The 20,712-nt window shown below is 71.4% G+C and carries 20 protein-coding genes and 3 tRNA genes; 12 read left to right on the top strand and 11 right to left on the bottom strand.

The annotated features are described in order from the left end of the window. The first annotated feature begins 31 nt into the window (after nt 1-31). Genes AC3RJ8_RS05940 through AC3RJ8_RS05915 form a run of 6 tightly spaced genes read left to right on the top strand, consistent with a single transcriptional unit; the run spans nt 32 to nt 7,239 of the window. The gene (locus AC3RJ8_RS05940) at nt 32-1,372 is read left to right on the top strand and encodes an ABC transporter substrate-binding protein (protein WP_489714991.1); all 1,341 of its coding nucleotides are present in this window, start codon (nt 32-34) and stop codon (nt 1,370-1,372) included. Between the two features lie 43 nt (nt 1,373-1,415). Beyond that, on the top strand, nt 1,416-2,297 hold the full coding sequence (locus tag AC3RJ8_RS05935; protein WP_489715592.1) for a carbohydrate ABC transporter permease: 882 nt from the start codon (nt 1,416-1,418) through the stop codon (nt 2,295-2,297). Next, on the top strand, nt 2,294-3,205 hold the full coding sequence (locus AC3RJ8_RS05930) for a carbohydrate ABC transporter permease (RefSeq protein ID WP_489714990.1): 912 nt from the start codon (nt 2,294-2,296) through the stop codon (nt 3,203-3,205). Before AC3RJ8_RS05935 ends, AC3RJ8_RS05930 begins: the two co-directional genes overlap by 4 nt. Further along, entirely contained in the window at nt 3,202-4,233 is a 1,032-nt protein-coding gene (locus AC3RJ8_RS05925; protein ID WP_489714989.1) for a LacI family DNA-binding transcriptional regulator, read from the top strand. The genes AC3RJ8_RS05930 and AC3RJ8_RS05925 overlap by 4 nt, the downstream gene beginning before the upstream one ends. 8 nt (nt 4,234-4,241) lie before the next feature. After that, complete coding sequence (locus AC3RJ8_RS05920) at nt 4,242-5,642, top strand: glycoside hydrolase family 32 protein (protein WP_489714988.1); 1,401 nt, start codon at nt 4,242-4,244, stop codon at nt 5,640-5,642. 37 nt (nt 5,643-5,679) lie between these two features. Next, nucleotides 5,680-7,239, top strand: coding sequence for a GH32 C-terminal domain-containing protein (locus AC3RJ8_RS05915; RefSeq protein ID WP_489714987.1), 1,560 nt, complete (start codon nt 5,680-5,682; stop codon nt 7,237-7,239). A gap of 363 nt (nt 7,240-7,602) precedes the next feature. Here AC3RJ8_RS05915 and lpdA read toward each other — a convergent pair whose 3' ends face one another. Both lpdA and rnhA read right to left on the bottom strand, forming a co-directional pair. Next, entirely contained in the window at nt 7,603-9,006 is a 1,404-nt protein-coding gene (gene lpdA / locus AC3RJ8_RS05910; protein ID WP_489714986.1) for a dihydrolipoyl dehydrogenase, read from the bottom strand. Between the two features lie 103 nt (nt 9,007-9,109). Continuing rightward, complete coding sequence (rnhA, locus tag AC3RJ8_RS05905; RefSeq protein WP_489714985.1) at nt 9,110-9,553, bottom strand: ribonuclease HI; 444 nt, start codon at nt 9,551-9,553, stop codon at nt 9,110-9,112. A 109-nt stretch (nt 9,554-9,662) separates the two neighbouring features. Here rnhA and AC3RJ8_RS05900 point away from each other — a divergent pair, with 109 nt between their 5' ends. Beyond that, nucleotides 9,663-10,526 carry an LLM class flavin-dependent oxidoreductase gene (locus tag AC3RJ8_RS05900; protein WP_489714984.1) on the top strand — a complete coding sequence of 288 codons (864 nt, stop codon included), beginning with the start codon at nt 9,663-9,665 and terminating at the stop codon, nt 10,524-10,526. Nucleotides 10,527-10,595: 69 nt separating this feature from the next. Here AC3RJ8_RS05900 and leuD read toward each other — a convergent pair whose 3' ends face one another. Next, a complete protein-coding gene (leuD, locus tag AC3RJ8_RS05895) occupies nt 10,596-11,234 on the bottom strand; it encodes a 3-isopropylmalate dehydratase small subunit (protein ID WP_489714983.1) in 639 nt (212 codons plus the stop codon). Between the two features lie 29 nt (nt 11,235-11,263). After that, nucleotides 11,264-12,739 (bottom strand): 3-isopropylmalate dehydratase large subunit, encoded by a 1,476-nt coding sequence (gene leuC, locus AC3RJ8_RS05890; RefSeq protein ID WP_489715591.1) that lies wholly within the window; start codon nt 12,737-12,739, stop codon nt 11,264-11,266. Nucleotides 12,740-12,871: 132 nt separating this feature from the next. Here leuC and AC3RJ8_RS05885 point away from each other — a divergent pair, with 132 nt between their 5' ends. From AC3RJ8_RS05885 to AC3RJ8_RS05875, 3 genes are all read left to right on the top strand, one after another. Continuing rightward, complete coding sequence (locus tag AC3RJ8_RS05885; RefSeq protein ID WP_106268618.1) at nt 12,872-13,591, top strand: IclR family transcriptional regulator; 720 nt, start codon at nt 12,872-12,874, stop codon at nt 13,589-13,591. Between the two features lie 101 nt (nt 13,592-13,692). Continuing rightward, complete coding sequence (locus tag AC3RJ8_RS05880) at nt 13,693-13,860, top strand: hypothetical protein (RefSeq protein WP_165800019.1); 168 nt, start codon at nt 13,693-13,695, stop codon at nt 13,858-13,860. 2 nt (nt 13,861-13,862) lie between these two features. Then, nucleotides 13,863-14,702 (top strand): PH domain-containing protein, encoded by an 840-nt coding sequence (locus AC3RJ8_RS05875; protein WP_489714982.1) that lies wholly within the window; start codon nt 13,863-13,865, stop codon nt 14,700-14,702. 58 nt (nt 14,703-14,760) lie between these two features. On the opposite strand, the gene AC3RJ8_RS05870 is transcribed toward AC3RJ8_RS05875, so the two are convergent. The 3 genes from AC3RJ8_RS05870 to AC3RJ8_RS05860 form a co-directional block, all read right to left on the bottom strand. After that, nucleotides 14,761-14,833 (bottom strand) — tRNA-Glu (locus tag AC3RJ8_RS05870). Between the two features lie 56 nt (nt 14,834-14,889). After that, nucleotides 14,890-14,962 (bottom strand) — tRNA-Glu (locus tag AC3RJ8_RS05865). 101 nt (nt 14,963-15,063) lie between these two features. Continuing rightward, nucleotides 15,064-15,135, bottom strand: a tRNA-Gln gene (locus tag AC3RJ8_RS05860). A gap of 210 nt (nt 15,136-15,345) precedes the next feature. On the opposite strand from AC3RJ8_RS05860, the gene AC3RJ8_RS05855 reads away from it, so the two are divergent. Beyond that, entirely contained in the window at nt 15,346-16,110 is a 765-nt protein-coding gene (locus AC3RJ8_RS05855; RefSeq protein WP_489714981.1) for a class I SAM-dependent methyltransferase, read from the top strand. Here AC3RJ8_RS05855 and AC3RJ8_RS05850 read toward each other — a convergent pair. Next, nucleotides 16,079-16,975 carry a LysR substrate-binding domain-containing protein gene (locus AC3RJ8_RS05850; protein WP_489714980.1) on the bottom strand — a complete coding sequence of 299 codons (897 nt, stop codon included), beginning with the start codon at nt 16,973-16,975 and terminating at the stop codon, nt 16,079-16,081. The genes AC3RJ8_RS05855 and AC3RJ8_RS05850 overlap by 32 nt on opposite strands. Nucleotides 16,976-17,045: 70 nt before the next feature. Between AC3RJ8_RS05850 and AC3RJ8_RS05845 the strand changes: the two genes are divergently transcribed. Continuing rightward, nucleotides 17,046-18,137, top strand: coding sequence for a YeiH family protein (locus AC3RJ8_RS05845; RefSeq protein ID WP_489714979.1), 1,092 nt, complete (start codon nt 17,046-17,048; stop codon nt 18,135-18,137). 5 nt (nt 18,138-18,142) lie between these two features. On the opposite strand, the gene AC3RJ8_RS05840 is transcribed toward AC3RJ8_RS05845, so the two are convergent. Genes AC3RJ8_RS05840 through AC3RJ8_RS05830 form a run of 3 tightly spaced genes read right to left on the bottom strand, consistent with a single transcriptional unit; the run spans nt 18,143 to nt 20,651 of the window. Continuing rightward, nucleotides 18,143-18,892 (bottom strand): HAD family hydrolase, encoded by a 750-nt coding sequence (locus AC3RJ8_RS05840; RefSeq protein ID WP_489714978.1) that lies wholly within the window; start codon nt 18,890-18,892, stop codon nt 18,143-18,145. Next, nucleotides 18,889-20,346 carry a glutamate--tRNA ligase gene (gltX, locus tag AC3RJ8_RS05835; RefSeq protein WP_489714977.1) on the bottom strand — a complete coding sequence of 486 codons (1,458 nt, stop codon included), beginning with the start codon at nt 20,344-20,346 and terminating at the stop codon, nt 18,889-18,891. The genes AC3RJ8_RS05840 and gltX overlap by 4 nt, the downstream gene beginning before the upstream one ends. After that, entirely contained in the window at nt 20,343-20,651 is a 309-nt protein-coding gene (locus tag AC3RJ8_RS05830; RefSeq protein ID WP_489714976.1) for a hypothetical protein, read from the bottom strand. Before AC3RJ8_RS05830 ends, gltX begins: the two co-directional genes overlap by 4 nt. Nucleotides 20,652-20,712: the final 61 nt, after the last annotated feature.

The following is a 20,712-nucleotide window of genomic DNA, read 5'->3' as shown; positions in this document are numbered from 1 at the left end:
TCCCGCCTACCGATCAACGGAGATTCCGACCATGGCCCTCAGGAAGCGCAACGCAGCCCTCCTCTCCACCGTCGTCGCCGGCACCCTCGTCCTCGCCGCGTGCGGCGGCGGCGCGTCCGGCGGCGTGGAGCCGACCGACGTCGACCCCGCGGGCGCGGTCGAGCCGCGCGAGATCTCGTGGCTCCTGTCGCGGCCCGCGGACGGCGGCGTCATCACAGCGATGCAGCAGATCGCCGACGAGTACGCGAAGGACCACCCCGGCTTCGCGCTCAACCTCATCACCACGCCCGACCGGCCGTCCTACGTGCAGAAGTACGAGACGCTCGCCGCCGCGCACAAGCTGCCCGAGCTCTTCGACACGGACGCCACGCCGTTCGCGCAGAAGCTTGCCGACCAGGGCCAGATGATGGACGTCGACGCCCTGCTCGACGACCTCGGCATGGCCGACGACTACCGCGAGGCCGCCCTCGGGTACCAGCGGTTCGACGACGGCTCCCTGTACATGGTGCCGTTCGAGTTCCAGCTCGAGCTCTTCTGGTACAACATGGCGATCTTCAAGGACGCGGGCGTCACTGTCCCGAAGACGCTCGACGACTTCCCGCAGATGTGCAAGGAGCTGCGCGCCCAGGGCGTCACGCCGATCGCGCTCGACGGTCGGGACCAGTGGCCGCTGGAGCGGTACATGGCCTACCACCCGTTCCGCACCGCGGGCCCCGAGTATGTTCAGGAGCTCAAGGCAGGGAAGGCGGAGTTCTCCGACCCCACCGGTCGGGCGGCGGCCGAGTGGCTGCACGACCTCGGCGAGGCCGGCTGCTTCGCCGCGGGCTTCTCCTCGACAGGCTACGCCGACGCGCAGGCGTTGTTCACCACTGGGAAGGCAGCGGTGTACAACATCGGCACCTGGGAGCTGGGCAACCTCGCTACCGAGGCCCTCGACCCTGGTGTGCGGGATGACGTCGACTACTTCACCCTGCCGACCGTGGAGGGCGCCGTGACCACGGACACCGAGTACGTGACGCCGTCGGGCATCGGGATGGCGGTCAACGCCCAGACGTACGACCCGCTGGTGCGAGACTTCCTGAAGTTCGCCCTCGAGCGGTACCCCGAGATCTACGCCGCCACCGGCGCGCTGTCCCCGACGACGACGGCGGCCACGACGATCCCCGAGGACGCGACGCCGCTGTACTCCCGCGCGGTAGAGCAGGCGGACACGGTAGGCCCGAAGATCGCGATGCCGTGGGACACGCAGCTCGACCCGGCCACGAACACGCGCCTCCAGCAGGAGCTCACGCTGCTGGTCCAGGGCGACATCACCCCCGACGAGTTCGTGACCACCATGGACGCGACGCTGAAGGAGAACGTCGATGACTGACGTCGCCACGACGGTACGCCGTCGCGCTCCGCTGCGGGCGTCGATGCTGCCGCGTCGCTCGCGGCTCGCAGTCCTGGTCTTCCTCGTCCCGCCGCTGGTCCTGTACGGCGCCGCGGTGCTGCTGCCCATCGTTCAGTCGCTGTTCCTCAGCCTGTTCCGGTGGGACGGCATCAGCGACATGGACTTCGTGGGCCTGGACAACTACACGAAGATGTTCACGCGCGACGACGTCTTCTGGACCGCCTTCGGCAACGCCCTCGGGTACCTGGCGATCTGTCTGGTGCTGCAGCTCGGCGGCGCGCTGGCCGTCGCCGGTCTCCTGACGGCGCTACCCCGGGCGCGTGAGCTCGTCAAGACCCTCTACCTGCTGCCGGCCGTCATCTCGACCGTCGCCATCGCGTTCCTGTTCCAGCGCATCTACTCGCTCGAGCCGGTCGGCCTGCTCAACCAGGTGCTCGGCTGGGTCGGTCTCGAGAGCCTGCAGACGGCCTGGCTTTCGAACGTGGACACCGTGCTCGCCGCGGTGTCGGTGCCGGAGGGGTGGCGCTTCACCGGCCTGTACATGCTCATCGTCTACGCGGCGCTCATCGCCGTCCCGCGCGAGCTCGAGGAGGCCGCGCGCCTCGACGGCGCGTCGTGGTGGCAGGTGTTCTGGCGGATCCGCTTCCCGTACATCCGCCCCGTGTGGATCACCACCACGATCATGGCGACGACGTTCGCGCTGCGCGGCTTCGACATCCCCTACCTGCTCACCGGCGGCGGGCCCGGCCAGTCGTCCGAGCTGCTGACCACGTACATGTACAAGACCGCGTTCGTACACACGGACTACGGCTACGCCAGCGCGATCTCGGTGTTCATCGTGGTCGAGTGCCTGGTCGCCGTCGGCCTCATCTTCCTGCTGCTCCGTCGAAGGGACGCCTCGTGACCGCGCCAGTCCTCGCCCGGCCCACGGACGACACCGTGCCCGATGCCCTCCCGCCGCACCGCCCGCGCTCCCGCCCGTCGCGACTGCACGTCCAGCGCACGCTGCTCACCGTGACGATCGTGGCGATCGTCGTCGTCCAGGTGTATCCGCTCCTCTGGCTGTTCCTCACGAGCTTCCGCACCGCGGCGGACTTCGCGGGCGGCAACCCGTTCGCGATCCCTGGCGAGCTCACGCTCGACAACTACGCGCGGGCGTTCGCCACCGGCAACCTCTGGTTGAACATCCTCAACAGCGTTGTCGTGACGCTCGGTGCGAGCGCGCTGATCGTCGTCGCGGGGATGATGGGCGCGTACGCCCTGCAGGTGCTCGGATTCCGGCTCAGCGGGCTCGTGCGCGCCCTGTTCCTGCTCGGCATCATCGTGCCGGTGCAGATCGCGCTGGTGCCGCTCTTCGTCGACTACGCGCAGGTCGGGCTGCTCGACACCTACGCCTCGATGATCGTGCCGCTGGCGGCGTTCTCCCTGCCGATGGCGATCTACCTGTTCTCGTCGTTCTACGAGTACATCCCCCGGGAGATGTACGAGGCGGCGTCGCTCGACGGCGCGGGGCCCTACCGGATCTTCGCGCGCATCACGACGCCACTGTCGGTCAACACGATCATCACGGTGGTGCTCGTGAACAGCATCTTCATCTGGAACGACTTCATCTTCGCCAACACGTTCGTGCTCTCCGAGGGGCTCAAGACGATTCCGCTCGGACTGCAGAACTACATCGGCGCGATGGGAAACACGGACTGGACCGCGACCTTCGCCGCGGTGTGCGTCACGGTGACGCCGCTGCTGCTGGTCTTCCTCGTCCTCAACAAGGCGATGATCAACGGACTCGAGAGCGGGGCGACCAAGGGATGAGCACAGCAGGCCAGGGCAAGAAGGCCGGCAAGCACGGCGCCACAGTCACGATGCGCGACGTCGCGAAGCTCGCGGGCGTCTCCGTCGCGACGGTCTCGCACGTCGTCAACGACAAGCCGGGGGCACGCATCGGCGAGGACGCGCGGCGGCGGGTCCACGAGGCGGTCGAGGAGCTCGGCTACCGACCCAACGTGCTCGCGAAGACGCTGTCGCGAGGCACGTCGCCCTTCATCGGCTTGGTCGCCGACGAGATCGCGACCACCCCCTTCGCGGGCCAGATCATCCACGGGGCACAGGACGAGGCGTGGAAGCACGGATATGTGCTCCTGGTCGCCAACACCGACGGCAACGTGGCCGCGGAGAACGACGCGATCACGATGATGCTCTCCCACCAGGTGCGCGGGATCCTCTACTCGACCTGGTACCACCGGCAGATCGCGGTGCCTGAGTCCCTGCACCAGACGGAGACCGTGCTCGTCGACTGCTTCGCCGACGACGGCGGCCTGCCCGCCGTCGTGCCGGACGAGGAGCAGGGTGGCCGCACCGCGACCGAGGAGCTCCTCGCCGCGGGTCATCGGCGGATCGCGTTCCTCAACACCACCACCCCGTCCCCCGCGCAGACCGGGCGCCTCGCCGGCTACCGCGCCGCCCTCGAGGCGGCGGGCGTCGGTTTCGACGAGACCCTCGTCTTCCCCGCCGCGCCCGAGCAGGAAGGCGGGTACGCCGCGACGCCGCAGGTGGTCGAGTCCGGCGCCACCGCCATCTTCTGCCACAACGACCGCGTGGCGATGGGCGTGTACGACGGGCTGCGGGAGCGCGGGCTGCGCATCCCCGAGGACGTCGCCGTCATGGGTTTCGACAACCAGGACGTCATCGCCGCCCATCTGCGCCCGCCGCTCTCGACCGTCGCACTGCCGCACTACGAGCTGGGCGCGGCCGGGGTGCGGTTGCTCCTCGGGGTGGACTCCGCACCCGACGACGGGCCGCTGGCCGTCGCCTGCCCGCCCGTGCGCCGGCTCTCGGTCTGAGGGCGGCCGTGCCACCGACGACGACCGACGTGCCGCGCCCCCGCTTCCATTTCACCCCCCGCGCGAACTGGATGAACGACCCGAACGGCCTCGTGCACCACGGTGGCCTGTGGCACCTGTACTTCCAGCACAACCCCGAGGGCAACGACTGGGGCAACATGAGCTGGGGCCACGCCACCAGCCCTGACCTGGAGACCTGGACCGAGCACGACGTGGCCCTGCGGTACCGCGACGGCGAGCAGATCTACTCGGGCTCCGTCGTCGCGCCCCGCACCGAAGGCGGCGAGCTCACCGCTTTCTACACGAGCGCCTACGACGACGGACACCAGGCACAGTCGCGCGCCACCAGCGTCGACGACGGCTTCACCTGGAAGACCGACCCTGCCAACCCGGTCCTCGACCGGGGCACCACCGCCTTCCGCGACCCCAAGGTGCTGCGCTTCGCCGGCCTCGACGGCTGCGCCCGCTGGATCCTGCTCGCCGTCGAGGCGGACGACCGGCAGGTGCTCGTCCACACCTCGGCCGACCTGCGGTCGTGGGAGCACGTGAGCACGATCGGCCCGCTCGGGGCCGACGGCGTCGTATGGGAGTGCCCGGACCTCGTCCCGCTCCCCCTCGACGGCGACACGGACGACGTCCGCTGGATGCTGCTGCTGAGCACCAACCCCGTGGGCGAGGACGCCGACCCGACGGGCTCGTCGATGCACCACGTCGTCGGGCGCTTCGACGGCACCACCTTCACCCCGGACGTGCCGGAGCTCGAACGTCTCGACCACGGGCGCGACTACTACGCCGCCATCACCTTCGACAACGCGCCAGGTGGCGCGGCCGTCACCCTCGGCTGGATGAGCAACTGGCGCTACGCCGGCGCGTTCCCGTCGGCGCCGTGGCGGGGCGCGATGTCACTGCCGCGCGTGCTGTCGTTGCGCACGGTGGACGGCCGTGCCCGGCTCGTCCAGTCGCCACCGGCATTCGTCCGCGAGCGCCTCGAGCGCGTGTCGTCGGTGCGCATGCGGCACGGCGGCACGCTCGACCTCAGCGGACACTCGCTGGTCGAGCTCCGCTGGGACCCGGCGACGACCGGGACGCTCCGCATGGAGCTGCGCGGCGCCGCAGATGCCGTCGTGAAGGTGACGCACGACCCCGCAACCGAGACGGTGCTGGTCGCCCGTGGCGGCCCCGCCGCGGACGCGGTGCACCCCGATTTCTCGTCCACGAGCACCCTGCCCCTGCCGGGCGACCGCCCGGCCCGGCTGCTGGTGAGCCTCGACGGCCCGCTGCTGGAGGTGTTCGCCGGCGACGGCGAGGCCACGGCCTCGAATCTCGTCGTCCTCGGCCCCGGCACCGTCACCGCGGGCCTCGAGACCGCGCGTCCCGGAGACGTCGACGTCGTCGCCGTCGACGTCTGAACCCGCCTGACCTGAAACCACCCGAGAGGAACAAGCAATGACGCCGTCCATCTCACGCCGCACCGTGCTCCAGGGAGCAGGGGCCGGAGCCCTCGCCATGGTCCTCGGTGGCGCGCTCACGCCGACCGCACGGGCGGCGCAAGCCTCTTTGCGCGCCGTCTATCACATGACGCCGCCCGCCGGCTGGCTGTGCGACCCACAGCGCCCCGTCGCGACGAACGGCGCCTACCAGCTGTACTACCTGCACTCCGACCAGAACAACGGTCCCGGCGGGTGGGACCACGCCACCACGACCGACGGCGTCACCTTCACCCACCACGGCACCGTGATGCCGCTGCGACCCGACTTCCCCGTGTGGTCCGGGTCCGCCGTCGTGGACACCGCGAACACCGCGGGCTTCGGTGCCGGCGCCGTCGTCGCCCTGGCCACACAGCCGACCGACGGCGTTCGCAAGTACCAGGAGCAGTACCTCTACTGGTCGACGGACGGCGGTTTCACGTTCACCTCTCTGCCCGATCCCGTCATCATCAACACCGACGGCCGCACGGCCACCACGCCCGCCGAGATCGAGAACGCCGAGTGGTTCCGGGACCCCAAGATCCACTGGGACGCCGCCCGCGGCGAGTGGGTGTGCGTGATCGGTCGACTGCGCTACGCCGCGTTCTACACCTCACCGAACCTGCGCGACTGGACGCTGCGGCGCAACTTCGACTACCCCGACCACTCCCTCGGCGGCATCGAGTGCCCCGACCTGTTCGAGATGACCGCCGACGATGGCACCCGGCACTGGGTGCTGGGCGCGAGCATGGACGCATACGGCGTCGGGCTGCCGATGACGTACGCGTACTGGACCGGCAGCTGGACCGGCACGGAGTTCGTCGCAGACGACCTCACACCCCAGTGGCTCGACTGGGGCTGGGACTGGTACGCCGCCGTGACCTGGCCGTCCCTGGACGAACCCGAGACGAAGCGGCTCGCGATCGCGTGGATGAACAACTGGAAGTACGCGAACCGCGACGTCCCCACGGACGCGACCGACGGCTACAACGGGCAGAACTCGATCGTCCGCGAGCTGCGCCTCGCCCGTCAGTCCGGCGGCTGGTACAGCCTCCTGAGCAGCCCGATCGCCGCTCTGGCCGGCCATGCCACGACGACCACCACGCTGCCCGATCGGCGGGTCGACGGTAGCGTCGTGCTGCCCTGGAGCGGACGCGCCTACGAGATCGAGCTCGATGTCTCCTGGGACACGGCCACCAACGTCGGTCTCTCCGTCGGGCGGTCGGCCGACGGAGCACGCCATACGAACATCGGCAAGTACGGGGCGGAGCTCTACGTCGACCGCGGCCCGTCGGACCTCGCGGGATACTCCCTCGCCCCTTACACCCGCGCGGCCGCACCGATCGACGCCGCAGCCCGATCGGTGCACCTGCGCGTGCTCGTCGACACGCAGAGCGTCGAGGTGTTCGTGAACGCCGGGCACACCGCGCTCTCCCAGCAGGTGCACTTCGCGGAGGGCGACACCGGAATCTCGCTGTACACCGACGGCGGACCCGCCGATTTCGCCAACATCACCGTCCGCGAGTTCGGTGCGATCTAGACCTCGCGTCGGCCCGAGCCGGGAGAGGAACGGACCACGCTGTCATCAGTGACGACCACTGCGTCGCCCAACGCCCTGGTGGTCGGCGAAGCGCTCGTCGACATCGTGCACCACACGGACGGGCGCCCGGCTCGAGGCCTCGGGCGTCGTGGTGGAGCCGTGTTTCGCGACGCTGCGCCGTCGCCCTCTCCTCAGCCATCGCGACCTCCCTGGTGTCGTCCCCCCTACGTGCCCCTCCGAGTGGCACGCGGGTGCACGCCACAGGTGTGCACGGACCTCCAGACAGAAAGAGGCCCGGGCCCGCTCTCGACGAGCGGGCCCGGGCCTCTCCGCGTGACGGCGCTGCCGCCGTCGGGCGGGCGATCAGAAGTTGATCATGTGCCCCGCGAGACCGTGGATGGCCTCCTGGACGGACTCCGACAGCGTCGGGTGGGTGTGCACGTTGCGCGCCACCTCGTCGGCAGTGAGGTCCCACTTCTGCGCGAGGGTGAGCTCGGGCAGCAGCTCGGAGACGTCCGGGCCGATGAGGTGCCCGCCGAGCAGCTCGTTGTACTTGGCGTCGGCGACGAGCTTGACGAACCCGACCGGGTCGCCGAGGCCGTGCGCCTTGCCGTTCGCCATGAACGGGAAGGTGGACACCTTGACGTCGTAGCCCTCGTCCTTGGCCTGCGCCTCGGTGAGGCCGAAGGAGGCCACCTGCGGCTGGCAGAACGTGGCGCGCGGCATCATGCGGTAGTCACCCAGCGTCATGGTCTCGGCGTCGCCGATGGTCTCGGCGGCGACGACGCCCTGCGCCTCGGCGACGTGGGCGAGCATGAGCTTGGCGGTGACGTCGCCGATGGCGAAGAGGTGCGGCACGTTGGTGCGCATGTGGTCGTCGATCGCGATGGCGCCACGCTCGGTGAGCTGCACGCCGGTGTTCTCCAGGCCGAAGTTCTCGACGTTCGGCGCGAAGCCGACCGCCATGAGGACCTTGTCGACCTCGAGCGAGCCGGGCTTGTCGTCCTTGACGCCCTTGTAGGAGACGGTGACGGACGAGCCCTTGTCCTCGACGGTCTGCACGGCCGTGGAGGTGAGGATCTTGACGCCCAGCTTCTTGTACTGCTTGGCGATCTCCTTGGAGACGTCCGCGTCCTCGTTGGGCAGGGCGCGGTCGAGGAACTCGATGATCGTGACGTCCACGCCGTAGTTCTTCATGACGTAGGCGAACTCCATGCCGATGGCGCCGGCGCCGACGATGGCGATCGACTTCGGCAGCTCGCGGGTCATGATCTGCTTCTCGTACGTCACGACGTTGTCGGACAGCTCGACGCCGGGCAGCAGGCGCACCTTCGAGCCGGTCGCGATGATCGCGTTGTCGAACGTCACCGTCTCGGTGCCGCCCTTGTTCAGCGTCACCTCGATCGTGTGGGCGTCGCGGAACGCGCCGCGGCCGTCGTACTCGGTGATCTTGTTCTTCTTCATGAGGAAGTGGACGCCCTTGGTCCGGCCGTCCGCCACCTCGCGGGACCGGTCGAACGCCTTGCCGTAGTCGAACGTCACGTCACCCGACATGCCGAAGAAGTCGGCCTGGTGGGTGAACAGGTGCGCGAGCTCCGCGTTGCGCAGCAGGGCCTTGGAGGGGATGCAGCCCACGTTGAGGCAGACACCACCCCAGTACTTCTCCTCGATGATGGCGACGGACTTGCCGAGCTGTGCCGCACGGATCGCGGCGACATAGCCGCCGGGGCCAGCTCCGAGGAGGACGACGTCGTAGTGGGAAGCCATGAGGCCACCCTATGAGGTGTCGCGGCCTGCCGCGGCGTGACGTGCGTCGCACCGGTACGGCGACGCCGCGCCGGCAGCGGGACGGACCCCGGACCGCCGCCGTTCAGCGCACCGAGTCGACACCGAGGTTGGCGAGGGCGTCGGCGCGCTCGTTGCCGGGGTCGCCGGCGTGCCCCTTGACCCACACCCACTGGACGGTGTGCCGGTCGACCTCGGCGTCGAGGGCCTGCCAGAGGTCGACGTTCTTCACGGGCTTCTTCGCCGACGTCGTCCACCCGTTGCGCTTCCAGCCGGCGATCCACGTCTTCATGCCGTTCATCACGTAGGAGGAGTCGGTGTGGACCGTGACGGCGCTGGACTGCTTGAGCGCCCGCAGCGCCTCGACTACGGCGGTGAGCTCCATCCGGTTGTTGGTGGTGACCTGCTCCCCGCCGTAGAGCTCCTTGGTGTGCTCGCCGGAGCGCAGCAGGGCTCCCCATCCTCCGAGCCCGGGGTTGCCCTTGCAGGCCCCGTCGGTCCACATCTCCACGATCGGCTTGTCGTCCACGCGGTCACCCTATGTCCCGCAGGCCGGCGGTCTGTCGGAGGCGGTGCGTAGCGTTTGTCACGGAAGACGGCGACGACGTCGACGTCGAGGCGCAGCGGGAGGTCACACCATGAGGTTCGGGTTCATCGGCAGCTACGGCAGCCCCGCCCAGCAGGTCCGGCTCGCCCAGGAGTGCGAGGCGCACGGCTGGGACGGGTTCTTCACGTGGGACGGGGTGAGCCTGGACGCCGAGGGCTTCGACGCCCAGCCCACCTGGGACCCGTTCGGTCTCCTGGCGGCCGTCGCCGCCGTCACCGAACGGATCACGCTGGGCGCGATGGTGTTCGCGGTCCCCCGACGGCGCCCCTGGGAGCTCGCCCAGCAGGTCCTCACGGTGGACCACCTGTCGGGGGGCCGACTGGTGCTGCCGGTGGGCACCGGAGTGCCGATCGACCGCGCGTTCACGTCGGTGCCGGGCCAGCCGACGGCGCTGCGTGACCGTGCGCACGCCCTCGACGAGGTGCTGGCCTGGCTCGAGCGGTCCTGGTCCGGCGAGTCGTTCGAGCACGACGGCGAGTGGGCTGGCACGGGCACGTTCCAGCTCCCCGTACCACCGGTCCACGGCCGCGTCCCGGTCTGGCCGGTCGCCGTCTGGGACGCCGCGGCCCCACCGCGCCGCAGCCTCGACCGGGCGCTGCGCTGGGACGGCATGGTGCCGCAGGTCCGCGGCGAGTCGCCCGAGGACGCCGAGGCAGGCCCGGCGCAGATCCGCGAGCTCACCGCCTGGATCGCCGAGCACCGCGACAGCGACGCCGACCCCTTCGAGATCGTCATGCAGGGGCGGCTCGACCCCGACCCGGAGAAGGCCCGGGAGCAGGCCCGCGCCGCCGCGGACGCGGGCGCCACCTGGTGGGTGGAGTCCTGGTGGGACCCCACCACGACGACCCCCGAGTCCCTCCTCGACCGCGCCCGCCAGGGCCCGCCGACCCTCTGAATCCGGGCGCGCAGCGCCCGTGAGCGCGACCGCGCGGAGACCTCAGCGCCCTCGTGGACGCCAGGACGATCAGGAGACCGGCCGCGCCGGCTCGATGTCGACCTTCGGCAGGTGCTTGGCCGGCAGCGTCTTCGGACGCCACGCGGCGCGCTTCTCCTCGAAGGCGGTGATGTCGGCCTCGTTCTGCAGGGTCAGACCGATGTCGTCGAGGCCCTCCATGAGGCGCCAGCGGGTGTACTCGTCGATCTGGAACGGCACGGTGACGTCGTCGGCGTGCACGGTGCGCGACTCCAGGTCGACGGTCACCTCGGTGCCGGGCTTGGCCTCCAGGATCTTCCAGAGCAGCTCGATGTCCTCCTGGGCGACCATGCCGGCGACCAGGCCCTGCTTGCCGGAGTTCCCACGGAAGATGTCCGCGAACCGGGAGGCGAGCACGACGCGGAACCCGTAGTCCTTGAGCGCCCAGACGGCGTGCTCACGGGACGAGCCGGTGCCGAAGTCGGGGCCGGCCACGAGCACGGAGCCCGTGCGATAGGCGTCCTGGTTGAGCACGAACGACGGGTCGCTGCGCCACGCCGCGAAGAGCGCGTCCTCGAAGCCGGTCCGGGTGACCCGCTTGAGGTAGACGGCCGGGATGATCTGGTCGGTGTCGACGTTGCTGCGGCGCAGCGGCACCCCGACGCCGGTGTGGGTGGTGATCTTCTCCATGGGGTTCTCCTCGAAAACGCGGGGGGTGCTCAGACGAACGACGGGGCGGTCAGCGGGGCCAGCGGGGTGCCGTCGAACGTGGTCAGGTCGACGTCGCCGTCCAGGTCCAGGTCCGACAGCGAGGACAGCGTGCCGCGGATCGCGGTCGCCGCCGCGACGAGCGGCGAGACCAGGTGCGTGCGACCGCCCTTGCCCTGACGTCCCTCGAAGTTGCGGTTCGACGTGGATGCTGCGCGCTCGCCCGGCGCGAGCTGGTCGGGGTTCATGCCGAGGCACATCGAGCAGCCGGCGTTGCGCCACTCGGCGCCGAACTCCTTGAAGATGACGTCCAGGCCCTCGGCCTCGGCCTGCAGGCGCACACGGGCCGACGCCGGCACGACGAGCACGCGCACGTCCTCGGCCTTCCGGCGGCCCCGGAGCACCTTGGCGACCGACCGGAGGTCCTCGATGCGGCCGTTGGTGCACGACCCGATGAAGACCGTGTCGACGGTGACGTCGCGCAGCGGCATGCCGGGCTCGAGGCCCATGTACTCCAGTGCGCGCTCGGCGCTGACGCGCTCACCCTCGTCGGCGATCTCGGCCGGGACCGGGACGTTCGCCGAGAGGGGCAGGCCCTGGCCCGGGTTGGTCCCCCAGGTGACGAACGGCTCGAGGTCGGACGCGCGCAGCACGACCTCCTCGTCAAACGTGGCGTCGTCGTCGGTGCGCAGCGTCTTCCAGTACTCGACGGCGGCGTCCCAGTCCTCGCCCTCGGGCGCGTGCGGGCGGCCCTTGAGGTACTCGAAGGTCGTCTCGTCCGGGGCGATCATGCCGGCGCGGGCGCCCGCCTCGATGGACATGTTGCAGATGGTCATCCGCGCCTCCATGGAGAGCCGGCGGATGGCCTCGCCGCGGTACTCGAGCACGTAGCCCTGCCCGCCGCCGGTGCCGATCTTGGCGATGATCGCCAGGATGATGTCCTTCGACGTGGCGCCCGGGGGCAGCTCGCCGTCGACGGTGATCGCCATGGTCTTGAAGGGCGCCAGCGGCAGCGTCTGCGTGGCGAGCACGTGCTCGACCTCGGAGGTTCCGATGCCGAAGGCCAGCGCGCCGAACGCGCCGTGCGTGGAGGTGTGCGAGTCTCCGCAGACGACGGTCAGGCCCGGCATGGTCAGCCCGAGCTGCGGGCCCACCTGGTGCACGATGCCCTGGTCGGCGTCGCCGAGCGAGTGGATCCGCACGCCGAACTCGGCCGCGTTGTTGCGCAGGGTGTCGATCTGCGTGCGGCTCGTGAGGTCCGCGATCGGCAGGTCGATGTCGAGCGTGGGAGTGTTGTGGTCCTCGGTCGCGATCGTCAGATCGGGGCGCCGTACGGGGCGTCCGGCGAGGCGGAGGCCCTCGAACGCCTGCGGGCTCGTCACCTCGTGCACGAGGTGCAGGTCGATGTAGAGCAGGTCCGGTGCCCCGTCGGCGCCCTGACGCACCAGGTGCGCCTCCCAGACCTTCTCTGCCAGCGTGCCGGCCATCTCGAGCTCCTCGTTCCGCCACCGGTCGGTGGCTGTCGTCACTTGTGATTCCGCGACCTGACGCGAGGCTCTACCAACCGAGAAGTTGTGTAGAACTTGCAATCTCATCAAGCGAGACGTCAGTATCGACCTATGGACGATACTAGCGGAGTCGGCGTACTGGACAAGGCCGCGTCCGTTCTGGGAGCACTCGAGGCCGGACCGGCCACCCTCGCGCAGCTGGTCTCCTCGACGGGACTGGCCCGGCCGACGGCGCACCGGCTCGCCGTCGCGCTCGAGCATCACCGGTTCGTGGCCCGCGACATGCAGGGCCGGTTCGTGCTCGGCCCGCGGCTCAACGAGCTCGCGACGGCCGCCGGCGAGGACCGCCTGCTCGCCGCCGCGAACCCGGTGCTCACGGCGCTGCGCGACCACACCGGCGAGAGCGCTCAGCTCTACCGGCGCCAGGGCGACCACCGCGTGTGCGTGGCCGCCGCCGAGCGCCCGGTCGGCCTGCGCGACTCGATCCCTGTCGGCGCCACCCTGACGATGCACGCCGGGTCCGCCGCCCAGATCCTGCTCGCCTGGGAGGAGCCCGACCGGCTGCACCGCGGCCTGCGCGAGGCGGTCTTCACCGCGACGATCCTCTCCGGCGTCCGACGGCGCGGCTGGGCCCAGTCGGTCTCCGAGCGTGAGCTCGGGGTCGCCTCCGTCTCCGCTCCGGTGCGGGGCCCCTCCGGGCGCATCGTGGCGGCGGTCTCGGTCTCCGGACCGGTCGAACGCCTCACCCGCCAGCCGGGTCGCCTGCACTCGGCGTCCGTCGTCGCGGCCGCGAACCGGCTGACCGAGGTGCTGCAGCGCGCAGGCGAGTGACGGCGCGCCGCGACAGGTACTCGCGGCGCGACCCCGCAGGTCAGTAGGCTCCCGAGCAGCGGAGCGACCCTGCCCCGCAGACCGAGAGGCGTGAGGACCCGATGCCGGCCAAGGCCAAGACCCTCCTGATCTGGCTCGTCGTGATCTTTCTGATCTACGCGATCGTGACGAGCCCGGACCGCGCTGCGGACATCGTCAAAGCGATCTGGGACGTGATCGCCAACGCGTTCGCCAGCTTCGGGGAGTTCCTCGCCAACCTGACCTCGTAACCGTGGTGTCGCCCGACGAGGCGGTCCGCAGCCACCGCCACCTGCGCCGATACGTCCTGCACCACGAGCGTGCCGTCTTCGCCTCGCGGCTGCACTGGGCGACGCTGCTCGAGCCGGTCCTGACGACCGTCGCCGCGACCGTCGTCGTCGCGCTGCTGCACTCGGCGACCCAGGCGCCGGGCGTGTGGGTCCTGTGGCTGGTCCCGGCCGGCCTGCTGCTGCTGAAGTGGGCCGACTGGAACTACCAGTGGTTCGTCGCGACCGACAAGCGCCTGGTCCTGACGTACGGGTTCATCGTCCACAAGGTCGCGATGATGCCGCTGACCAAGGTGACGGACATGAGCTACACCCGCACCCCGATGGGCCAGGTGCTGGGGTACGGCCGGTTCGTCATGGAGTCGGCCGGCCAGGACCAGGCGCTGAGCCGGATCGACTACGTGCCGGACCCGGACGTCACCTATCGCCGGCTCACCGACACCATCTTCTTCCCGGCCAAGCCAGGAGCGAAGCCCGAGCCGCCGAGGCCTCCGGCGATCGTGCCGACGGGTCCCCGCGAGACGCGGCCGACGACGGCGGAGCTCCCCGCGGTCGCGCCGCCGGCCGGGGGTCGGCCTGCCACGACGGGCTCGCCCGCCGACCACACCGCCACCGGCGACGGCCCGAGCGCCGGCGCCAGCACCGGGCACCCCGAGGTCGAGCCGTTCCCGCAGCCGGAGGAACCGCAGCCGACCCGGGAGCGTGCCCACCGTCGCACGTGGCTGCCGACGCGGCGCAGGGACTCCCTCTACGAGCCGCCGACCAGCAGCGGCGCGGGCCCGACGGTCCCCGACCCGTTCCTCTGACAGACCCGCCGAGACAGCAGAAAGGCCCGGTCCACGTGGACCGGGCCTTCGCTCGCTGTACCCCCAACGGGATTTGAACCCGTGTTACCGCCGTGAGAGGGCGGCGTCCTAGGCCGCTAGACGATGGGGGCCGGACGTGGCTCCGTCACCGGAGCCGGTACATCGGTCCGCCGGACGGACCGCTGCGTACCCCCAACGGGATTTGAACCCGTGTTACCGCCGTGAGAGGGCGGCGTCCTAGGCCGCTAGACGATGGGGGCCTGAGGTTCCTCGGAGCCGTCAGGCACCGATTCGCCGGTGAGAACTCTAGCGCACGCCGATCACCGATGAACGTTGACCGGACGTGATGCCGAGCATCACGCTGGGGTACCAGGACTCGAACCTAGACTAAGTGGACCAGAACCACTCGTGCTGCCAATTACACCATACCCCATGGTATGTGGACCTGGCGGGACATATCCGGCTTTCACCGGTGGAACCCGTACGGCCCAACGACCCGAAACATTACCGGACCGACCGCCCGGATCCAAACCGGTTCCTCGGTGCCCTTCGTCACGTCCCACCAGCCAGGCCTCGCCCTCTCCCGGCACCGCGGCGGGGTACCCGGCTGACGCGCACGGCCGTCCCGTGGGACCCTGCTGCCATGCCGTCGACGCCCGACCCGCACTCGCACTCCGACCGCGCCGCCTCCTTCTCCACCGGGGCCGACGTCTACGCCCGCGTGCGCCCCTCGTACCCGGCCGACGCCGTCGACTGGATGGTCCCCCGGCAGCGGGCCCGGGTCCTCGACCTGGCCGCCGGCACCGGGCTGCTCACGCAGCGGCTGGCCGACCACGGCCACCACGTCGTCGCCGTCGACGCCTCCCTGCCGATGCTGGACGAGCTGACCGCCGCGCTGCCCGAGGTCGAGGCACACGTCGGCACCGCGGAGGAGGTCCCGCTGCCGGACGCGTCGGTCGACGCCGTGACCGTCGCCCAGGCGTGGCACTGGTTCGACCTGCCGCGTGCGGTCCCCGAGATCGCACGGGTCCTGCGCCCGGGCGGCACCCTCGCCGTCGTGTCGAACGACCGGGACGAACGCATCGACTGGGTCGGCCGCTTCGGCGAGATCCTGCACACCGGCGACCCGCTCGCCCCGGACAGCGACCAGAGCGCCCGCCCACCCGCACTGGACGAGAGCTTCGACGAGGCCGAGGCCGCGGAGTTCCGCTGGCTGCAGCACCTGGCCACCGCGGACTTGCGGGCGCTGGCGGGGACGCGCAGCTACCTGCTGACCCTCTCGCCCGACCAGCGCGAGCAGCTCCTGCAGCGGGTCGACGACCTCGTGGTGACGCACCCCGACCTCGCCGGGACCCGCGCGATCGCCATGCCGTACATCACGACGTCGTACCGAGCGCGACGGCGCTGAGCCGCCGGGCCGTGGCCGACGGCGTGGACCCGTCGCGCCAGACGACCCGCAACCGCCGGGTCAGGTCCACGCCGTCGACGGGCACGGCGACGAGGCGACCGGCCGCGACGTCGTCGGCCACGGTCAGCCCCGACAGCACCGCCACCTGGCCGCCGTGCTGCACCGCCGCCTTGAGGGCAGAGGTGGACCCCAGCGTCGGCAGGTGGGCGGGGATCTCCTCCCCCACGGACGCCAGGGCGCGTTCGAGGATCTCCCGCGTCCCGGAGCCGGCCTCCCGCAGGACGAGGCGCCCGCCGAGCAGCTCGCCGGGGCCCACCGCACGCCGTCGGGCCCACGGGTGGCCCGGGGCGACGACGGCGACGAGCTCGTCGTGCGCGACGGTCCGACTGCGGAGCCCTCGTCGCACCCCGAGGCTCTCGACGAACCCGAGCCCGGCGTCCCCCGCCAGCACCATCTCCATGACGTCGCTGGAGTTACGCACCACCAGCTCGACGTCCGCCGGGCCCTCCTGGGCGGCGAGGAGGGCCAGCCAGCGCGGCACGAGGTACTCGGCGACCGTCAGGCTGGCGGCCACCCGCAACGCCGTCGTCGGCCCGGCGCGCAGCCCCACGACCGCCGCCTCGAAGCGGTCGGACGCCGCGACGACGTCCCGCGCCCACCCGGCGACCGCCTGACCCGTCGGCGTGAGCGCCGTCCCGCGAGCGCCGCGAGCGACGAGGTCGAGGCCGAGGCGCCGCTCGAGCCGTCGCAGTCCCGCCGACGCCGTGGGCTGGGCGACCGCGAGGGCGCGGGCGGCCGCGCTGATCGAGCCGTGGGTGTCCACCGCGACGAGGAGCTCGAGCGTGGTCAGAGACGTGGCGGCCATAGCAGGAGTCTATGGATGGCTCCCCACCTCGGCCTACCGGACCATCACGTCGCGGCCCAGGGTGGACACCATGACACGCCTCCTGCCAGGCATGGCTCTCGCCGGGTCGGCGACCGCCGTCCTGCTCATCGCCGCACCCGTCCTGCTCGTCGCCGCACCCGCCCTGTCCCCGCTCGTGCTCGCACTGCTCATCGGCTCGCTCCTCGGCTCCTTCCTGGGTGCCCGGGCCCGTCGACGGCCGGACGGCGCGACCCGTCCGGCACGACTGCTCGAGTCCACCGCCCCCGGGATCGCCTGGACCGCGCGGCACGTGCTGCGGGCCGGGGTCGCGCTGCTCGGCCTCCAGCTCTCGGTCGGCGACGTCCTGGGCCTGGGCTGGCGCGGCCTGACCGTCGTGGCCACCACCGTGGCGGTGACCTTCGCCGCCACGCTGCTGCTCGGACGACGACTGGGGGTCACCCGCGACACGACGCTCCTTGTCGCCACCGGGTTCTCGATCTGCGGAGCGGCCGCCGTCTCGGCCATGACCGGCGTGCTCGACCGCGCCCCGGCACGCTCGACACCCGCGCTCCAGGCCCGACGCGCCGCGTCGGTCGCGACCGCACTGGCACTCGTCGCCCTGTACGGCACGGCGGCCGTCGTCATCCTGCCGTGGCTGGCCGGACTACTGGGTCTGAGCGCCGCCCAGGCGGGTCTGTGGATGGGAGCGAGCGTCCAGGAGGTCGCCCAGGTGGTCGCGGCAGCCGGGACCCTGGCCGGGACGGCCGCGCTGGCCACGGCGACAGTGTCCAAGCTCGCCCGGGTGGTGCTCCTGGCTCCCCTGGTGGCCGTGGTCGGTGCTGTCCGGGCCCGCCGGGTCGCCCCGACAGCACCGCTGCCGGGAGACGGCGGGGCCGCCCGCCGCCCGGCACCGGTACCCGGCTTCGTGGTGGGGTTCCTCGTCGCCGTCGGTCTGCGCAGCCTCGGGGTCGTCCCGCCGGACATCCTCGACGGCGCGGCGAACGTGTCGACGGCGTTGTTCGTCGCCGCGATGTTCGCCCTCGGACTCGGCGTTGACCTGCCCACCCTGCTGCGCACCGGTCGGCGGCCCCTGCTGCTCGGGGCGTGCTCCGCCGTCGTGGTCACCGGGACCAGCCTGACCGCCGTCCTGGCGCTGACCTGACCCGGTCAGCCGACCAGCGCGCCGCCGACCTCGTCCAGACCGGCGGCGACGACCATCCCCGCGTCCCGCAGCGCGTCGGCGTCGACGTGGCGCTCGTCCGCACGACGGGCACCGGGCCGGTCGAGCCACACGCCGAGCAGCCCGGCCTCGTGGGCGGCGCGGGCGTCCGTCGTCGGCTCGTCGCCCACGTACGCCGTCCGCTGCGGGAGCGTCCCGAGCCGGCGGGCGCCCTCGACGAAGACGTCCCGGTGCGGCTTGCCATAGCCGAGGGTGTCGACGCCGACCAGCACCGGCACGTCCAGCCCGGCGGCGGCCAGCTTGCGCTCCTGCAGCTCGACGGCCGCGTTCGTCACCACGCCCACGGCGATCCCGGCCGCCCGCAGCTGCTTCACGAACGCCGCGGCGTCGTCGAACGCCCGCCACGACCGCTCGAACGTTCCCCAGAAGAGGTCGTCCCAGGCGTCGAAGGCGTCCTCGCCGACCGGCGCACCGCCGAAGGTGCGGTGCAGCAGGTCCGCACGGAGCCGGCGCTGCGTGCGGACGTCGGTCTCCCCCCGCGTGAAGCGCGCGTAGTGCCCGGCCGGGTCGGAGCGCCAGTGGTCGAGCACGGCGGCGTGGTCGACGTCGCCGGGCAGGTGCGCCCGCGCGACCGCCGCGAGCGCCGTGGAGAACGCCGACCGGGTGTCGACCAGGGTGTCGTCCACGTCGAGCAGGACGCCGTCCACCCGTGCGCCGACGGCGCCGAAAGCCGTCATGAGGCGGATGCCGGCGGGTTCTCGGCGAGGCGTGCCAGGGCGGCGTCGATCCGGCCGAGGGTGCGCTCGCGGCCGAGCACCTCGAGCGACTCGAAGAGCGGCAGTCCGATCGTGCGGCCGGTCACGGCCACCCGCACCGGCGCCTGCGCCTTGCCGAGCTTGAGACCGTGCTGCTCGCCCGTGGCGGCCACGGCGTCCTTGAGCGGCTCCGCCTCCCACGGCTCGAGCGCGGCGAGGACGGCCCGCACGTCGGTGAGCAGCTCGACGGCGCTGGGCTTCATCGCCTTGTTCCAGGACCTCTCGTCCTCGGCCGGGGCGTCCAGGAACAGGAAGTCGACGTTGTCGGTGATGTCGCTCAGCAGCGCGACCCGCGACTGCGCGAGCGGCGCGACGGCGGCGAACGCCGCGGCGTCGAACTGCTCCTCGGCCCACGGGGCGTGCGGCGGGCGCAGCCACGGCCCCACCGCGGCGACGAACTCGTCCACGCCGAGCGCCCGGATGTACTCGCCGTTGAACGCGGCGAGCTTCTTCAGGTCGAAGAACGCCGAGGCGGAGTTGACGTCCTCGATGCGGAACCGGGAGATCATCTCGTCGAACGGCAGGATCTCCTCGTCGTTGCCCGGCGCCCAGCCCAGCAGCATGAGGTAGTTGACCATCGCGGCCGGCAGGTAACCCTCGGCGAGGTAGTCCTCGAGCGCCACCTTGTCGCGGCGCTTGGAGAGCTTCTGGCGCTTCTCGTTGACGATGACGGGCAGGTGCGCCCACACGGGCGGCTCGGCGCCCAGCGCGGCCCACAGGAGCTGCTGCTTGGGGGTGTTCGACAGGTGCTCCTCGCCCCTGATGACGTGGGTGATGCCCTCGTCCAGGTCGTCGACGACGTTGGCGAGCAGGAACACGGGCGACCCGTCGCCGCGCGCGACGACGAAGTCCTCCATCGCGTCGTTCGGGAACACGGGGTTGCCGCGGATGAGGTCCACGACACGGGTCTCGCCGTCGTCCGGCGTGCGGAAGCGCAGCGCACGCCCCGGGGCCTGCTCGAGGCCGCGGTCGCGGCAGTGGCCGTCGTAGCCGGAGTGCGGGTTCCCGGTCCGGGCGGCGACGTCGTCACGCGTGCAGTCGCAGTAGTAGGCGCGGCCGGCCTCGAGCAGCCGGGCGGCGGCGTCGTGGTGCTTCTGGGCGTTGGCCGACTGGTAGTACGGCCCCTCGAACGTCGGGTCGTCGGTGTGCATGCCGAGCGCGGCGTGCGCGGCGAGGATCCCGTCCACCCACTCGGGCTTGTTGCGCGAGGCGTCGGTGTCCTCGATGCGCAGCACGAACGTCCCGCCGGTCTGCTTGGCCACGGCCCAGTTGAACAGCGCGGAGCGCGCGCCGCCCACGTGGAACATGCCCGTGGGGGACGGGGCGAAGCGGACACGGACCGGGGGGGAGGTGGTGGTACCTGCTGCGACATTCACGGGTCCAGGGTAGTGGCCCGAGGGCGGTCGGCAGCGTCGAGCCGGACGAGGACCAGGTGCTCGTCGAACCGCATCCGGTCGGAGCGTTGCACACCGAGACCGGAGTCCCGCGCCGATCCCAGGATCACCTCTCGCGGGTGCACGACGAACCGCCAGTCGCTCCCACGCAGGCGCGGGTAGACGTTCACCAGCGGCGCCCAGGCCCGGACCGCCCGGCTGTCACGCGGGAAGGACACGACCAGGTGCCGGCGTGCCCGGCTCGCGGCGGCGGCCAGCAGCCGCCGGGCATCGGGATAGCAGCACACGACGCTGTGCAGGGCGACGACGTCGGCCGTCTCGACGAGCCCGGGGTGCGCTGCGCACCGG

It is taken from the genome of Isoptericola sp. MSGPD8_1_ISO-PGPR-S23-394 (assembly GCF_058072785.1).
The sequence above is the reverse complement of the archived record's forward strand: the minus strand, read 5'-3'. Positions and strand labels throughout refer to the sequence as shown.

Bases quoted from the DNA above. Each gene is read 5' to 3' on its own strand.
- AC3RJ8_RS05940 (WP_489714991.1), top strand. From the start codon at position 32: ATGGCCCTCAGGAAGCGCAACGCAGCCCTCCTCTCCACCGTCGTCGCC.
- AC3RJ8_RS05935 (WP_489715592.1), top strand. From the start codon at position 1,416: ATGCTGCCGCGTCGCTCGCGGCTCGCAGTCCTGGTCTTCCTCGTCCCG.
- AC3RJ8_RS05925 (WP_489714989.1), top strand. From the start codon at position 3,202: ATGAGCACAGCAGGCCAGGGCAAGAAGGCCGGCAAGCACGGCGCCACA.
- AC3RJ8_RS05915 (WP_489714987.1), top strand. From the start codon at position 5,680: ATGACGCCGTCCATCTCACGCCGCACCGTGCTCCAGGGAGCAGGGGCC.
- lpdA (WP_489714986.1), bottom strand. From the start codon at position 9,006: ATGGCTTCCCACTACGACGTCGTCCTCCTCGGAGCTGGCCCCGGCGGC.
- AC3RJ8_RS05900 (WP_489714984.1), top strand. From the start codon at position 9,663: ATGAGGTTCGGGTTCATCGGCAGCTACGGCAGCCCCGCCCAGCAGGTC.
- leuD (WP_489714983.1), bottom strand. From the start codon at position 11,234: ATGGAGAAGATCACCACCCACACCGGCGTCGGGGTGCCGCTGCGCCGC.
- leuC (WP_489715591.1), bottom strand. From the start codon at position 12,739: ATGGCCGGCACGCTGGCAGAGAAGGTCTGGGAGGCGCACCTGGTGCGT.
- AC3RJ8_RS05885 (WP_106268618.1), top strand. From the start codon at position 12,872: ATGGACGATACTAGCGGAGTCGGCGTACTGGACAAGGCCGCGTCCGTT.
- AC3RJ8_RS05880 (WP_165800019.1), top strand. From the start codon at position 13,693: ATGCCGGCCAAGGCCAAGACCCTCCTGATCTGGCTCGTCGTGATCTTT.
- AC3RJ8_RS05855 (WP_489714981.1), top strand. From the start codon at position 15,346: ATGCCGTCGACGCCCGACCCGCACTCGCACTCCGACCGCGCCGCCTCC.
- AC3RJ8_RS05850 (WP_489714980.1), bottom strand. From the start codon at position 16,975: ATGGCCGCCACGTCTCTGACCACGCTCGAGCTCCTCGTCGCGGTGGAC.
- AC3RJ8_RS05845 (WP_489714979.1), top strand. From the start codon at position 17,046: ATGACACGCCTCCTGCCAGGCATGGCTCTCGCCGGGTCGGCGACCGCC.
- AC3RJ8_RS05840 (WP_489714978.1), bottom strand. From the start codon at position 18,892: ATGACGGCTTTCGGCGCCGTCGGCGCACGGGTGGACGGCGTCCTGCTC.